Annotated in this window: 12 protein-coding genes; 8 read left to right on the plus strand and 4 right to left on the minus strand. The window is 67.4% G+C overall.

The annotated features are described in order from the left end of the window. Positions 1 to 114 precede the first annotated feature (114 nt). Genes FHS74_RS04420 through FHS74_RS04430 form a run of 3 tightly spaced genes read left to right on the plus strand, consistent with a single transcriptional unit; the run spans position 115 to position 7013 of the window. Positions 115 to 3432, plus strand: coding sequence for a transglutaminase family protein (locus tag FHS74_RS04420; RefSeq protein ID WP_184797835.1), 3318 nt, complete (start codon positions 115 to 117; stop codon positions 3430 to 3432). A gap of 7 nt (positions 3433 to 3439) precedes the next feature. Next, positions 3440 to 5983, plus strand: a complete 2544-nt coding sequence (locus tag FHS74_RS04425) for a circularly permuted type 2 ATP-grasp protein (RefSeq protein WP_246462912.1) — start codon at positions 3440 to 3442, stop codon at positions 5981 to 5983. Then, positions 5967 to 7013, plus strand: coding sequence for a transglutaminase family protein (locus FHS74_RS04430; RefSeq protein WP_184798279.1), 1047 nt, complete (start codon positions 5967 to 5969; stop codon positions 7011 to 7013). Before FHS74_RS04425 ends, FHS74_RS04430 begins: the two co-directional genes overlap by 17 nt. Positions 7014 to 7030: 17 nt before the next feature. Here FHS74_RS04430 and FHS74_RS04435 read toward each other — a convergent pair whose 3' ends face one another. The 4 genes from FHS74_RS04435 to FHS74_RS04450 all read right to left on the minus strand — a co-directional run bounded on the left by FHS74_RS04435 (position 7031) and on the right by FHS74_RS04450 (position 10870). Continuing rightward, positions 7031 to 8203 carry a hypothetical protein gene (locus FHS74_RS04435; protein ID WP_343066853.1) on the minus strand — a complete coding sequence of 391 codons (1173 nt, stop codon included), beginning with the start codon at positions 8201 to 8203 and terminating at the stop codon, positions 7031 to 7033. 285 nt (positions 8204 to 8488) lie between these two features. Further along, positions 8489 to 9754 (minus strand): hypothetical protein, encoded by a 1266-nt coding sequence (locus FHS74_RS04440; protein WP_184797839.1) that lies wholly within the window; start codon positions 9752 to 9754, stop codon positions 8489 to 8491. 101 nt (positions 9755 to 9855) lie between these two features. After that, entirely contained in the window at positions 9856 to 10281 is a 426-nt protein-coding gene (locus FHS74_RS04445) for an EamA family transporter (RefSeq protein ID WP_184797841.1), read from the minus strand. Between the two features lie 22 nt (positions 10282 to 10303). After that, positions 10304 to 10870: a DapH/DapD/GlmU-related protein gene (locus FHS74_RS04450; protein ID WP_184797843.1), complete on the minus strand. Its 567-nt coding sequence runs from the start codon at positions 10868 to 10870 to the stop codon at positions 10304 to 10306. Between the two features lie 107 nt (positions 10871 to 10977). On the opposite strand from FHS74_RS04450, the gene FHS74_RS04455 reads away from it, so the two are divergent. The 5 genes from FHS74_RS04455 (at position 10978) to FHS74_RS04475 (ending at position 15113) form a co-directional block, all read left to right on the plus strand. Continuing rightward, positions 10978 to 11328, plus strand: coding sequence for a TfoX/Sxy family protein (locus tag FHS74_RS04455; protein ID WP_184797845.1), 351 nt, complete (start codon positions 10978 to 10980; stop codon positions 11326 to 11328). A gap of 228 nt (positions 11329 to 11556) precedes the next feature. Then, positions 11557 to 12396, plus strand: a complete 840-nt coding sequence (locus FHS74_RS04460; RefSeq protein WP_184797847.1) for an isopenicillin N synthase family dioxygenase — start codon at positions 11557 to 11559, stop codon at positions 12394 to 12396. A gap of 122 nt (positions 12397 to 12518) precedes the next feature. After that, the gene (gene mazG, locus FHS74_RS04465; RefSeq protein ID WP_184797849.1) at positions 12519 to 13349 is read left to right on the plus strand and encodes a nucleoside triphosphate pyrophosphohydrolase; all 831 of its coding nucleotides are present in this window, start codon (positions 12519 to 12521) and stop codon (positions 13347 to 13349) included. A 76-nt stretch (positions 13350 to 13425) separates the two neighbouring features. Next, a complete protein-coding gene (locus tag FHS74_RS04470) occupies positions 13426 to 14220 on the plus strand; it encodes an SDR family NAD(P)-dependent oxidoreductase (protein WP_184797851.1) in 795 nt (264 codons plus the stop codon). A gap of 95 nt (positions 14221 to 14315) precedes the next feature. Then, a complete protein-coding gene (locus tag FHS74_RS04475; protein ID WP_184797853.1) occupies positions 14316 to 15113 on the plus strand; it encodes a glycosyltransferase family 2 protein in 798 nt (265 codons plus the stop codon). Positions 15114 to 15118 lie beyond the last annotated feature (5 nt).

Raw genomic sequence — 15118 nt, forward strand, 5'->3', positions numbered from 1 at the left:
CCCAAAAAAGATGCTGCAACGCACTTTAACGATTGCCGTCAATGATGGTACCGTGGCTTCCGACAGGGCACCGGGGGCTATGGGTCGCCATCGCTTCCGCGAACAGGGGAAGTCATGAGCATCCACGTCGCCATCAATCACAAGACAAGCTACCACTACGACCGGTTGGTGAACCTGGGGGCCCAGCTGGTCCGCCTGCGGCCGGCGCCCCATTGCCGCACGCCGATCCTTTCCTACTCGCTGAAGGTGACGCCCAAGCAGCATTTCCTGAACTGGCAGCAGGATCCGCAGTCCAACTGGCTGGCCCGGCTGGTCTTCCCCGAAAAGACGGAGGAATTCACGCTGGAGGTGGACCTGGTGGCCGATATGGCGGTCATCAACCCCTTCGACTTCTTCCTGGAGCCGGCGGCGGAGAAGTTCCCCTTCAGCTATGAGCCCTGGCTGGCGAAGGACCTGAAACCCTTCCTGGAAGCCGATGAGCCGGGCCCCCTGGTCAGCGCCCTGCTGGCCGGAGTCGACCTCACACCCACCGGCACGGTGGCGTTCCTGGCCGACCTGAACCTGAAGCTGCAACAGCGCATCGGCTACGTCATCCGGCTGGAGCCGGGGGTGCAGACGCCGGAGGAAACGTTGGGCCTGGGCACCGGGTCCTGCCGGGACACCGCCTGGCTGCTGGTCCAAGTCCTGCGCAACCTGGGCTTGGCCGCCCGTTTCGCCTCGGGCTACCTGGTGCAGCTGGTGGCCGACCAGAAGCCGCTGGAGGGCCCGGACGGCCCCACCGCTGACTTCACCGACCTGCACGCCTGGACGGAGGTGTACCTGCCCGGCGCCGGCTGGATCGGCCTGGACCCCACCTCCGGTCTGTTCGCCGGCGAGGGGCACATTCCCCTGGCCTGCACGCCGGACCCCTTCTCCGCCGCGCCGGTGACCGGCGGCCTGGACCCTTGCGAAGTGACCTTCGAACACGCGATGTCGGTCACCCGCATCCGTGAGCAACCCCGCACCACCAAGCCCTATACCCCGGACCAGTGGGGCGCCATCGACCGCCTGGGCCACCAGGTGGACCGCGAGATCGTGGACGGCGACATCCGCCTGACCATGGGTGGCGAGCCCACCTTCATCTCCATCGACGACATGGATGGGGCGGAGTGGAACACGGCGGCGCTGGGGCCGACCAAGCGACTGCTGTCCGGCGATCTGATCCGCCGCCTGCAGGCCCGTTACGCGCAGGGTGGTCTGCTGCATTTCGGTCAGGGCAAATGGTACCCGGGCGAAAGCTTGCCGCGTTGGGCCCTGCAGCTGTATTGGCGGCGGGATGGCGACGCGCTGTGGACCCACGCGGAATACCTGGCGGATGAGCGGCGCCATTACGGCTATGGCGTGGCCGAGTCCGAACGGTTCATCCGGCGCTTGGCGGAGCGGTTGGGCATCGACCCGGATTACGCCCGTGGCGCCTTCGAGGATCCCTGGCATTACATCCGCAAGGAACGCGAACTGCCGGTGAACGTCGATCCCTTCGACAGCAAGCTGGATGACGTGGAGGAGAGGACGCGCCTGGCCAAGGTGTTCGAGACCGGGCTGGGCAACCCCATTGGCTACGCCCTGCCGATCAGCCGCCGGCATGAGGCGACGGGCCCGGTCTGGCTGTCCAGCGCCTGGGCCGTGCGCACCGACCGGCTGGTGCTGGCACCGGGCGACAGCCCCATCGGCTTTCGCCTGCCCCTGGGCTCCCTGCCCTGGGTCGACAGCACTGATCGCGTCTACAGCTATGAGCAGGATCCCTTCGACAGCCGGCCGGAACTGCCGTCGCGCGAGCAGCTGGAACAGCAGATGGCGCTGCGCAAGGGCCAGACGGAGCCGCTGAGCCAGCGCTCCATGGCCGACGTGCGCGATCCCGTGCCGGAAAAGGGCAGCAGCGCCTGGTGGGTGGTGCGCACCGCGCTGTGCGTCCAACCGCGTGACGGCCGGCTTTACATCTTCATGCCGCCCACCAGCTATCTGGAGGACTGGATCGAGCTGGTGACCCAGATCGAGGCCACCTGTGTGGATTTGGATTTGGCCGTCGTGCTGGAGGGCTATCCCCCGCCGCGCGACCCGCGCATCAACAGCATCGCCGTGACCCCGGATCCGGGCGTCATCGAGGTCAACGTCCACCCGGCGGCCAATTGGCAGGACCTGGTCTACACCACGACCACCCTCTATGAGGACGCGCGCCAGACCCGGCTGGGCACGGAGAAGTTCGCGCTCGATGGCCGCCATGTCGGCACCGGCGGCGGCAACCATGTGGTGGTGGGGGGCCCCACCGCCGCCGACAGCCCCTTCCTGCGCCGGCCGGACGTGCTGCGCTCGCTGCTGACCTATTTCCAGAACCACCCCAGCCTGTCCTATCTGTTCAGCACCATGTTCATCGGGCCGACCAGCCAGCACCCCCGGGTGGACGAAGCGCGGCACGAAACCCTGTATGAGCTGGAAATCGCCTTCCGCGAGCTGGATCGCGCCGGCCCCAACCCGCCGCCTTGGCTGGTGGACCGGGCCCTGCGCCACCTGCTGGTGGACGTGCAGGGCAACACCCACCGGTCCGAATTCTGCATCGACAAGCTGTACAGCCCCGACAGTTCCACCGGCCGCTTGGGCCTGGTGGAGCTCCGCAGCTTCGAGATGCCGCCGCACGCGCAGATGAGCCTGGTGCAGCAGCTGCTGTTGCGCACCCTGATCGCCTGGTTCTGGCGGGAACCCTATCGTGCCGGCCTGGTGCGCTGGGGCACCAAGCTGCACGACCGCTTCCTGCTGCCCCAGTTCGTGACCCAGGACATCCAGGACGTGGTGGCGGAATTGCGTGAGGCGGGCTATGGCTTCGAAGAAAGCTGGTTCGCGCCGCACCTGAACTTCCGCTTCCCCAAGATCGGATCCGTGAGCCAGCGCAGCCTGACGCTGGAATTGCGCACGGCGCTGGAGCCATGGAACGTCCTGGGCGAGGAGCCGGGCGGCGGCGGCACGGTGCGCTATGTCGACAGCAGCCTGGAACGTATCCAGGTGCGGATGAGCGGCATGGTGGGCGATCGGTACGCCGTCACCTGCAATGGCCGCCGCATCCCCCTGCACCCCACGGGCACGGAAGGGGAGTATGTGGCGGCGGTGCGGTATCGCGCTTGGCAACCGCCCGGATGCCTGCATCCGACTATCCCCGTGCATACGCCCTTGGTATTCGATATTTTGGATTTGTGGACCGAACGGTCCGTCGGCGGTTGCACCTATCACGTCGCCCATCCAGGAGGGCGCAACTTCACCACCTTCCCGGTCAATGCCAATGAGGCCGAAGGACGCCGGCTGGCGCGCTTCACCCCATTCGGGCATACACCAGGTCCCATGACCATCCCGCCCGAAACACGGAACCCGGATTATCCCATGACCCTGGATCTCAGACTTGGCTGAATAGGATTTGGCTGAGCCCCCCAAACAGCCGCCCGAACAGCCGTCGCTGTTCAGCGACGCCGGCGACCTTGGCTACGGCACCGGTCCCATCTTTGACGAGATGGTGACCGGCACGGGGCAGTTGCGTCCGCATTGGCAACAGTTCTTCGCCGCCCACGGCCCCTTCACGCCGGAGCAGATGGCGGTGAAGTGGGCGGCGGCGCGCCAACGGCTGTTCCTGAACGGCGTCACCTTCAATTCCTACCGTGACCCGCAGGGGACCGAACGGCCCTGGCCGCTGGATCCCGTACCCCTGCTGATCTCCTCCGTGGAGTGGCGGGCCATCAGCGCCGGCCTGGTGCAGCGCGCGCGTCTGACCGAACAGGTGCTGGCCGATTTCTACGGCCCCCAGACGCTGCTGGCGGATGGCACCGTCCCGCCCTCGCTGCTGTATGCCGACCCCGGCTATCTGCGGGCCTGCCAGGGGCTCGACGTTCCGGGCGGGCGGCGCCTGCTGCTGTTCGCCGCCGATCTGGTGCGCGACGGCGACGGCCAGTGGCGGGTCCTGACCTGCCGGACGGAGGCGCCAACCGGCGCCGGCTACGCCCTGGAAAACCGGGCGGTGTTGAGCCAGACCCTGGCCGATCCCTTCCGGGCCTGCAATGTCGAGCGCCTGACATCCTTTTTCGAGACGCTGCGCGCCTCCCTGGCGCGGTCCGCACCGCAATGCTCGGGCGTGGACGGCCATCCCCGCGCGGTGCTGCTGACCCCCGGTCCGTTCAACGAGGCCTATTTCGAGCATGCCTATCTCGCCCGCCACCTGCGCATGACCCTGGCGGAGGGGGCGGACATGGTGGTGCGCGACCAGGCCGTCTACCTCAAGACACTGGCCGGGTTGGAACGGGTGGACGTCATCCTGCACCGGGTGGACGACGCCTTCTGCGACCCGCTGGAGCTGCGTGTGGACAGCGCCTTGGGCGTGCCGGGCCTGTTGCAGGCGGTGCGCGCCGGATCGGTGGCGGTGGTCAACGCCCTGGGATCCGGCATGGCGGAGAGCATGGCCCTGCTGTCCCACATGCCGGCGCTGAGCCAGCGCCTGTTGGGCGAGGAGCTGCTGTTGCCCAACGTCCAGACATATTGGGGTGGCGACCCGGCGCAGCGGGAGATCCTGCTGTCGCAGTTGGACCAAATGGTGGTGCGCCCGGCCTTTTCCAGCCTGGCTGGCCAGGTGGCCAATGGGCCGGATCTGGAAGAGGACGCCCGCGACGATCTGGCCGCCCGCATCCGCGCCCGGCCGCAGAACTGGGCCGGCCAGGTGCCGGTGGCCCCCTCGACCGCGCCCCTGTGGCGCGACGGGCGGGTGGAACCCCGTCCCCTGGTGGTGCGCGCCTTCGTGTGCGCCAACGGCGAAGGGGGCTGGACCGTCATGCCCGGCGGCCTGGTGCGCATCAGCGCCGACTCCCGTCACGCCGCCGTCTCCTTGCAGGAGGGCGGCGGTTCCAAGGATTTGTGGATCGTGGGATCGGAGCGGCCGGGCACGGTCCGCCGCCTGATCACCACCCCGCCCGATGGCGCGCGGGAGCCCAGCCCCGTGCCGGGCAACCTGCCCAGCCGCGCCGCCGATCATCTCTTCTGGGTGGGCCGCTATGCCGAACGGGCGGCCGCGGCCGTGCGCCTGCTGCGCGGCGCCACCCTGCGCCTGTCCGACGACAGCCGCCCGTCCGCACGGGAAGAGCTGTCCCCCTTGCTGCGCCTCATGGGCCGCGCCACCCTCATCCCGCAGGAAATCGCCCAGCTGCCCGACAGTGACGCGCTGCGCGGCATGCGCCAGGCGCTTGAGATCGTTGTCGACCCCGCCAACCCGGGCGGCTTGGTGGCCGCCACCGCCCGCCTGCGCCGCGCCATGGGCAGCGTGCGTGACCGCCTGCCGTCCGACACCCGCCAGGTGCTGAGCCGGCTGGACGCCATCGGCGGTGCCCTGGTAAAGGCGGACCGCCCCGCCCTGGCCTTGCTGCTGGATGATTTCAGCCAGGTGCTGGCGGCGCAAACCGGCCTGGAACTGGACAGCATGCCGCGTGGCGCGGGCTGGCGCTTCCTGGTGCTGGGCCGCCGGCTGGAACGGTCCATCGACAGCGTGGAGCGGCTGCAGGCCGCCGGCGTGGTCAGTGAGCGGGCGGACGCCGCCACGCTGGAGGTGCTGCTGGAACTGGCGGAGGCCGGTCCCGCCTATCGCGAACGCTTTCCCGTGGGCGTGCAGCGCGAGGCGGCGCTTAGCCTGCTGCTCACCGATCCGGAACATCCCCATTCCCTGCTGTTTCAGCTGGATACCGTGCGTCGTCAGGTCGGCCGCCTGCCGGCCCTGCCCGCCTTCGGCAGCGCCACCGACACCGATCCCCTGGCCCGCCTGGCCGATCAGGTGGCCCAGGCCAGTTATCGCTTGCAGGACCTGGCATTGACCCGCGACATGGGATTGCTGAGCGCCACCTTGTTCCAGTTGGGCTGGTCGCTGCCGGCCATGTCCAACCTGCTGTCCCAGGCCTATTTCAGCCATGTCCATGCCCGTGCCGCCTGAGCCCTCATTCCCAGTATCCGGGCCTGAATCGGCGTCTGTCCCGGGAACCTCCGCGTCCCGCGCACCCGTTCGCTACCGCTGCCGCCACACCACGCGCTACAGCTACACGGTACAGGTCGTCTCATCCCAGCTGATCGCCCATCTGGCGCCGCGGGCGGTCCCGGGGCAGCGGGCCAGGGTGCTTGACATGGTGATCGACCCCGCCCCTGCGGTGATCGCGGAACGGCGGGATTGGCTGGGCAACCCCGTCGCCTATATCGCCATCGACACCCCGCATCTGGATCTCTCGGTGACGGTGGAACTCGACGTGACGCTGACGCCGCAACGGCCGCCGGACCTGGAGGCCACCCCCGCGTGGGAACGGATCGTGGCGACCGCGCCGGCGGTGCTGGCGGTGGCGGAGTTTCTGGAATCCTCGCCGCGCCTGCCCCTGCCCAGCCCCGACCTGGCGGCCTTCGCCGCCAGCTGCTTTCCCGCCGGCCGGCCCGTGGGCGCCGGCGCCTTCGATCTGATGGCGCGCATCCACGCCGATTTCGCCTTCGACTCCAACGCCACCAGCGTGACCACGCCGGTCCTGGAGGTGTTGAGCCTGAAACGCGGCGTCTGCCAGGACTTCGCCCATGTGATGATCGGCGCGTTGCGCGCCCTGGGCCTGCCCGCCCGATATGTCAGCGGCTATCTGCGCACCCTGCCGCCACCGGGCCAGCCGCGCCTGCAAGGCGCCGACGCCAGCCATGCCTGGGCGCAGGTATGGTGTGGCCCAGCCGCCGGCTGGGTGGATATGGATCCCACCAACGACACGCTGATCGACCGCAATCACATCACCTTGGCCTATGGCCGCGACTATGAGGACGTCTGCCCGCTGAGCGGCGTCATCCTGGGCGGCGACGCCCACGCCCTTTACGTCAGCGTCGATGTCGAGGAATGGGACGATTCGCCCCCCCCGTGCGCGCGCCGGGAAGCCCCGGAGACGGAGGCAACGCAGTCGCAACAAGACGACTGGCAAGGCCAAAGCCAGACGTGCGGATGATCAGCACGGCGACCGGCTCAACCCGCCATCACGCGGGCGCGTAGGTCGGCGCGGGTGAAGCGCAGCGCGTTCTCCGGCACTTCGGCCCAGGTGCCGATGAAGTCACCAGCCATATAGTGGAAACCCGCGCCATCGGCATAGGCTCCCATGAGCACGGTATCCACCCCTTCCACACCGGCCCGCAATTTCACCCGGGTCGCCTCTTGGGCGAAACGGGACAGATCGGCGCCCCAGCGCTTGGGCGTGGCCCCCGGCGGCAGGACCAGGGTCGCGATGTAAACCCCGGCCGCCGCCAGGGTGGGCAAGTCCTGGCAGCCGGCCGCCACTACCGCGATGACCACCCGGCTGAACTGGCGCAGGAAATTGACGATCTCGGTCGCGCGGCTGACCGGCACGCCCTGCGGCAGCCCGACCACATGGAAGGCAAGGAAGGACAACAGTTCCTTGGGAATGGCTTGCAGCGCCGCCAGATACTCCCGGCGCCGAACCGCACCGGCCACGGTCTCGAAATGGACGGGCACGGACAGGAAGCAACGGAACTGGTTGCGGTACAGCTCGCCATAGACCTCCATGGACTGGTGCAACACATCCAAATCCAGCCCCAGGATCCGCTGCAGGTCGCGCTGATCGGCCACGCAGTCATATCCCCACGCCGGCGAGCGGCCGGGGCGGGGGCGCTTGGGACAGGCGAGATAGATCGAAAGCACCTCCTTACGGACATCCCAGATGGGACGATACACGACCCCGACCGGCAGTTCCTGCTGGGCCAGATGCGCCCAGGGATTGGCGGGATCGTACGACGGCGGGCCAGCCATCTCGGAACCGGCGGTAACCGAATGCGCCGCGTTGGCAAGCATGCCGTTCAGGTTGGTGCATTCGAACAATATCTCACCCGATATTTCCTGCACGGCGGAGTGGACCCAGACGGCCGAGGTATCGGCACTGCCCAGCAGCATGGTTTGCAGCTGTTCCACCACCTTGGCGCACACCAACCCGGCTTCGTTCCGTCCCAGGCGAGCGAAGACCAGCACGTAATCATCCTCGCCGTGCCGGAACCAGGCGTCCGTCGGTCCCAAGATCTGGTTCAACATGCGCTCCGCCAAGGCGTGGACCCTGTCGGCCACCTTCGGCCACCGGTCACCCAACCGCTCGCGCACGGCGTCCAGACCGACCATATGAAGGCTGCCCACGCTGGCTTCGGTCTGCGCCTTGAATATCGCCCTCAGCCTGGGAGCCGCGACGGCGAGCTGAGCATTCGCCCGTTCCTGATGACCCATCCCATCCATGGCGTTTTGTTCCTTAGGTTTCTCCCCCCCGGAGCTATTGCGAGCATAACGGGAGGAAATTAAGAAAGGCTTGCCAAGGGGGACCCGATCTCGGGAAAGATTCGACCGACCGAGGCCATCCGCCCGCGCCACGCCGACATCAAAGCGGGCCGCGGCCCATCAAACATCCAGCCTTGACGCCGCCGATGATCACACCGCCGCGATGCGGGCACGTAAATCGGCATGGGTCAGCCGCAACGCGTTCTCCGGATACTCCGACCAGGTGCCAATGAAATCACCGGTCATGTAGTGGAAGCCGGCGCCATCGGCGTAGGAGGCCAATAGGGCGGTGTCCACACCCTGCACACCGGCCTTCATCTTCACCCGCGCCACATCCTGGGCGAAGCGCGTCAATTCCCCGCCCCATCGCTTGGGGCCGGCGCCGGGCGGCAGCAGCAGGGTGGCGATGTGCACACCGGCGGCCGCCAGAGCGGGCAGGTCCTGGCAACCGCTTTCCACCTGGACGATGACCACGCGGCTGAACTGGCGCAGCACGGTGACGATTTCGGTGGCCCGGCTGACGGGCACCCCAATGGGAAGGCCAACAAGATCGAACGCCAGAAAAGACACCAATTCCCGGGGAATGGCCTGCAGCGCCACCAAATATTCCCGGCGGCGCGTTGGTGCGGCCAAGGTCTCGAAATGCACCGGGACCGACAGGAAGCACCGGAACTGGTTTTGGTAGAGTTCGCCGTAAACCTCCATGGTCTGTCGCAGCATGCTCAGATCCAGGGCCAGGATTTGCTGCATGTCGTTGGGGTCCGCCACGCAATCATAGCCCCAGAGTGGCAGGCGTCCCCGGCGGGGCCGCGTAGCCCGCGCCAGATAGATGGACAACACCTCTTTGCGGACGTCCCAGATGGGGCGGTAAACGATTTCGACCGGCGATTCCTGGTGGGCGACCCGCCCCCAGCCGCTGGCGGCCTCACGCTCCGCCGGCCCCTGCCCCACTGCTTCCGCGTTCAGGCGCGCAGCCCCCGCCAGCATGTCATGCAGGCTGGCGCTTTGGAAAAGCACCTCGCCCCCGACCTCATGGATGGCGGAATGGACCCGCACTGCGGCGGTGTCGACGTCGCCCAACAGCATGCGCTGCAAATGCTCCACCAGCTTGGCGCAGATCAATCCGGCCTCCGTCCGGCCCAGCTGGGCGAAGACGACGATATAGCCGGCGTCGCCATATCTGAACCAGGCGTCGCTGGGGCTGAGACCCTGCTGCAGCAGACGCTCGGCCAGCATATGGACGCGCTCCGCGACCCGGGGCCACCGGGCGCCCAGTCGGGCCTGCAAGTCCTCAAAGCCCACCATGTGCAGGCTGCCGGCGGATGCCTGGGACTGGGCATGGAAAATGGCGCGCAGCTTGGGGGCGGCATCGGTGAACTGGGCACCCGTCTGCAGTTCCTCTCCAGGTCGATCCATGATCGCCATCCTTCCAGGGCGTATCGCCCCGGCTTCAGGATATGCCCCAGGGAATTAACAAAGCTTTTCCGATCGGCCGCGGGCAAAGGGGGATTTGCGCGTCAGCGCCAGGCCACCAGCACGGCCCCGGCAGCAATCAACGCGACACCCAGCCAATTGGGCAGGCTGAGCCGTTCCCCCAGGAACAGCGCGCCAAACAGGGCCACCAGCACCACGCTCATCTTGTCGATGGGTGCCACCCGCGCCGCCTCCCCCAGCTTGAGCGCCCGGAAGTAGCACAGCCAGGAGCCGCCGGTGGCCAAGCCCGACAGCACCAGAAACAGATAGCTGCGCCCCGACACGCTACCCGGCGGCTGCCACTGACCGGTGACGGGCAGCAGGGCGGCAATGACCAACAGGATCACGGCCGTACGCACCAGGGTGGCATAGTCGGAATTCACCCCTTCCACCCCGACCTTGGCCAGGATTGCGGTCAGTGCCGCGAAGACGGCCGAGAGGGCGGCCCAGAATTGCCAGGAGTATGTCATGGGAGTGCGCCTTTGCGATCCTTCAGTCGTCGTCGATCGAGCGGATGACCCGCGCGGGATTGCCGCCGACCAGGGTGTTGGGGGGAACGTCCCGGGTGACCACCGAACCCGCCGCGACCACGGAATTCTCCCCGACCGTCACACCACCGATGATGATGGCGCCAGCCGCGATCCAAACGTTTTTCCCGATGACGATGGGCTTTCCGATGGTGACGGCGCGGCGCCGCGATGGCGCCAGGTCATGGCCGGTGGTGATGAGGCTGACGTTCGGCCCGATCATCACGTCGTCGCCGATGTCCAACCCGCCCAGGTCGTAGAAGGTGCAGTTCTGATTGATGAAGACATTGCGCCCGACGCGGATTTCGCCGCCGCCGGCTGTGTAAAAGGGGGGAATCAGGGAGAAGCTGTCATCGACCCTCCGGCCGATCAGTTCGCCGAACAGCGCCCGGACCTCATCCGCATCCTCGAACGTCAGGCGATTGAGCTTGGCGGTGATCGCCATCGCCCGCCGGACGTTCGCCACCATCGCCGCCGATTCCGGCGTCCTCCGGTGAACAATCCTGGTGCGATCCCCGTTCGACTTGGTCATTTTCCTCTCGCCGGCGATTGGGCGCGGGCCCGCGCAGGACATACTGCCAGGACCTGTCAGCGCCCGGATGCTAAATTCCCCGTTAGGCGCGAAACCACAGGAAACCCATGGCCCACGATCCCAAAGACCTTCAGGCGGTGATGATGGCGGCGGTGCCCGACCTGGAGCTGACCTTCAAGCCCATGTTCGGCGGCATCCTGGCCTATGCCGGGGGCAAGCCCGTCGCCTCCCTGTCCGACGTCGGGCTGGCGCTGAAACTGGCGGGGTCGGACCAGACAACGCTGCTGGCCCTGCCGGGCGCCAAGCCCTTGCAGTACGGCCCGGACCAGCCGCCGAGCAAGACCTATGTCGTGGTGCCGGACGCCCTACTGGCCGACGCGCCGGCGCTGCACAACTGGACGCACAAGGCGGCGGCGGCCGCCGCCAAGGTGCCGGCCAGGAAGTCCAGGAAGGCCTGAACGCCGCATATCCCCTCTGAAAATCGGAAACACTCTCCAACATCCACAGGGTTGACGGCAGACCATCGGCCTGCTGATAGTCGCCCAAATTCGACATGGCTGCCCGCGGCCGGCCTTGATCCTTAAAAACAGTCCCTGGCCCGCGGCCCGGGGGCGGATGTAACGGCGTCCGCACGACCTCCTGATCTCGTTTGAGCGGGGGCGGAGGGGCGCCTTCAGGGAACACCCATGTTCGATATCGCCAGCGTTGATTGCACCGATGCCTCGGCCCCGGCCGAATTCGTACGTTCCATGCACGAAACCGGATTCGCCGTGCTGCGCAACCACCCCATTGATCCGGCGCTGATCAATCGCGTCTATCAGGAATGGGCGGCGTTCTTCGCGTCGGAGTCCAAGATGGACCACCTGTTCTCGCCCGAGACGCAGGATGGCTATTTCCCCTTCCGGTCGGAAAACGCCAAGGACAGCCCGATCAAGGACCTGAAGGAATTTTACCACGTCTATCCCAACCGGCCCCTGCCGGCGGGCGTGAAGGAGGCGACGGAGGCCATGTACGCCGCCCTGACCACGCTGGGCAGCGACCTGCTGGGCTGGTTGCAGGCGCACACCCCGGACGCGGTGAAGGCCGGGTTTTCCGTCGCCCTGCCGGACATGATGCAGGGCAGCACGCAGAGTCTGTTCCGCGTATTGCACTATCCGCCGCTGGCCGACGGGTTCGAGCCGGGTGCGGTCCGCGCCGCGGCGCATGAGGACATCAACCTGATCACCCTGCTGGTCACCGGCAGCGAGCCCGGCCTGCAGGCCAAGGACACCGCCGGCAACTGGCACGACGTGCCCTGCGACGCCGGCATGATCGCCGTCAACGGCGGTGACATGCTGAAGGAGGCGTCCGGCGGATATTTCCCGGCGACGACGCACCGTGTCGTCAACCCGCCGCCGGAGCACAACGTCTCGCGCTATTCCATGCCCATGTTCCTGCACCCCCGGCCGGACGTCCGCCTCAGCAAGGCCTACACCGCGGGCGAGTACCTGGACCAACGGCTGCGGGAAATCGGCCTGAAGAAATAAGCGCCTGAAGAAATAAGCGATTGTCCCACCGGGATCCTGGCCCCGGAAGCGGAGTTCGGTATAAGGAAGGGAGCCAATCGGCCCCCTTCCGCCTTACTCCATCGCCCCCTGGGGACCCGCCCATGACCGACCAGCCGTCAGCAACCGCCCCCATCGACCGCCTGCTGGCCATCATGGCCAAGCTGCGCGACCCCAACGGCGGCTGCCCCTGGGACCTGGAGCAGGACTTCCCCACCATCGCCCCCCACACCATCGAGGAGGCGTACGAGGTGGCCGACGCCATCCAGCTAGGGGATATGGCCGCCCTGAAGGAGGAACTGGGCGACCTGCTGTTCCAGGTGGTGTTCTACGCCCAGATGGCCAGCGAGCGGGGCCTGTGGACCTTCAGCGACATCACCACGGCGTTGAGCGACAAGATGGTGCGCCGTCATCCGCATGTGTTCGGTGAAGACGTCGGCGCCGTGGCCGACGCCACCGACCAGGTGAAGAACTGGGAAGCCCAGAAGGCGGGGGAACGCGCGGCCAAGGCCGCCGCCAGCGGCACCAAGCCCTCCGCCCTCGACGGCGTCATCAGCGGCTTGCCGGCCCTGACCCGGGCGGTGAAGCTGCAGAAGCGCGCCGCCCGCGTGGGCTTCGACTGGACCCAGGCCAAGGAAATCCTGGACAAGATCGAGGAGGAGATCGGCGAGCTGCGGGCGGAGATGGAGCACGCGGTGCCGGAAAAGGCCCGCATGCAGGATGAACTGGGCGACCTGGTGTTCGCGCTGGCCAACCTGGCCCGCCATATCGATGTCGATCCCGAGACCGCGCTCCGCGGCACCAACGCCAAGTTCGAGCGGCGCTTCCGCCAGATCGAGGCTTGGCTGGCCGAGGGGGGGCGCGGCCCCGCCGACGCGACCTTGGATGAAATGGAAGCCCTGTGGCAACAGGCCAAGGGCCTGGAACGTAAATAGAAAAGGCCAAGGGCCTTGAACGTGAATAGCAAAGGCCAAGGGCCTGGAACGCAGCTGAAATAAGGAGGCAGTCGCCATGAGTTACGCCCCGCCCCACATCCCGGGCCCCCATATTCCGGGCATCGTGCTGATCTCCGGCGCCACCGGTGACTTCGGCAGCGCCTTCGCCCGCCGCTTCGCGGCACTGGGCTCCCGCCTCATCCTGGCCGGCCGCACCCCGGAAAAGCTGAAGGCCCTGGCCGACAGCCTGGACGTGCCCACCCACACCCTGGCCTTCGACGTCCGCGACCGCAAGGCCATGGAGGCGGCCATCGCCAGCATCCCGGCCGAGTTCGCCGCCATCGACCTGCTGATCAACAACGCCGGTCTGGCCCTGGGCATGGAACCGGCCCAGAAGGCCAACCTGGACGATTGGGAGATCATGGTCGACACCAACGACAAGGCGTTGGCGATCATGACCGGCCTGATCCTGCCGGGCATGGTGGAGCGGGGCGCCGGCCACATCATCAATCTCAGTTCCACCGCCGGCAGCTACCCCTACCCCGGCGGTCACGTCTATTGCGCCTCCAAGGCCTTCGTCACCCAGTTCAGCCTCAGCCTGCGCGCCGACCTGCTGGGCACCGGCGTGCGCGTCACCTCGGTGGAACCGGGCATGGTGGAGACGAGCTTCAGCCTGGTGCGCTTCAAGGGCGACGCGGAGAAGGCCGCCAAGGTCTATGCCGACACCACGCCCCTGACGGCGGAGGACGTGGCGGAGTCGGTGACCTGGGCCGCTACCCTGCCCCCGCACTTCAACGTCAACCGCCTGGAAATCATGCCCACGGTCCAGGCCCCGGCCGGCCTGGCCGTGCATCGCTTCAAGAAGGCCTGAGGCGACCGGGCCGGCCTTGGCGTCACGCCGTTTGTCTGAGAAGATGACGGCGTGGCCCCGGGTGCGGGCCCATTTCCTTGCCTTGTGGGTGCCTGATGGCCGAGTTGCCCTTCTTTTCCGTCATCGTCCCCACCCACAAGCGCGCCAGCCTGCTGCGCCGCTGCCTGGGATCCATCAAGGCCCAGGCGGTGGATGTGGCGGTGGAGATCCTGGTGATCTCCGACGCCACCGATGCCGACACCGACGCCGCCTGCGCGGAACTGCTGACCGGCGCCGACCTCTACGCCCGCCGCAATGGGGCGCCGGGCCCCTCGGCCAGCCGCAATTTGGGCCTCAGCCTGGCCAAGGGCCACTACATCATCTTCCTGGATGATGACGATGCCTGGCATGACGGCTTCCTGGCGGCGCTGCTGGCCCAGCCCGCCGTGCGGCAGGGCCTGCCGGTCTATTTCAACTGCTCCATCGTGAATGAGCGGCGCGGGGACGATGCCGCCCTCCTGTCGGAAGGGGGCGCCGACCTGGCCGGCCGCCTGGACGACGGGATTTATCTCAAGAACCAGATCCCGGTGTGCTGCTTCGCCTTTCCGCGCGCGCTGCTGGCCGGCCTGGCGTTCGACACCCATATGCGGGCCTATGAGGATTGGGACTTCATGCTGGCCGTCTACAGCCGGCAGCAGGCCAGCCACGTGCCGGTCATGGGTGCCCGCATCTTCAAGGACAGCGGGGCTGAGTCCGAACGGCGCGGCGTCAGCCAGCAATCGCACGACTACAACGCCGTGTTCGACTACCTCTATGTCTATCGCCGCCACGCTGCCCCCACCCCGGACTTGAGCCAGCAGCGCGCGGCATTGCTGAACAGCTTCAGCCTGCCCGTCACCCCCGACATGGTCTGACGGGC

Origin of the sequence: Nitrospirillum iridis, from assembly GCF_014205765.1 — a bacterium.
GTDB lineage: Bacteria > Pseudomonadota > Alphaproteobacteria > Azospirillales > Azospirillaceae > Nitrospirillum > Nitrospirillum iridis.

Excerpts from the sequence above, each read along its gene's own strand:
- FHS74_RS04420 (WP_184797835.1), top strand. The coding sequence starts at position 115 with ATGAGCATCCACGTCGCCATCAATCACAAGACAAGCTACCACTACGAC.
- FHS74_RS04445 (WP_184797841.1), bottom strand. The coding sequence starts at position 10,281 with ATGACATACTCCTGGCAATTCTGGGCCGCCCTCTCGGCCGTCTTCGCG.
- FHS74_RS04475 (WP_184797853.1), top strand. The coding sequence starts at position 14,316 with ATGGCCGAGTTGCCCTTCTTTTCCGTCATCGTCCCCACCCACAAGCGC.
- FHS74_RS04455 (WP_184797845.1), top strand. The coding sequence starts at position 10,978 with ATGGCCCACGATCCCAAAGACCTTCAGGCGGTGATGATGGCGGCGGTG.
- FHS74_RS04460 (WP_184797847.1), top strand. The coding sequence starts at position 11,557 with ATGTTCGATATCGCCAGCGTTGATTGCACCGATGCCTCGGCCCCGGCC.
- FHS74_RS04450 (WP_184797843.1), bottom strand. The coding sequence starts at position 10,870 with ATGACCAAGTCGAACGGGGATCGCACCAGGATTGTTCACCGGAGGACG.
- FHS74_RS04470 (WP_184797851.1), top strand. The coding sequence starts at position 13,426 with ATGAGTTACGCCCCGCCCCACATCCCGGGCCCCCATATTCCGGGCATC.
- FHS74_RS04430 (WP_184798279.1), top strand. The coding sequence starts at position 5,967 with ATGCCCGTGCCGCCTGAGCCCTCATTCCCAGTATCCGGGCCTGAATCG.
- mazG (WP_184797849.1), top strand. The coding sequence starts at position 12,519 with ATGACCGACCAGCCGTCAGCAACCGCCCCCATCGACCGCCTGCTGGCC.
- FHS74_RS04440 (WP_184797839.1), bottom strand. The coding sequence starts at position 9,754 with ATGGATCGACCTGGAGAGGAACTGCAGACGGGTGCCCAGTTCACCGAT.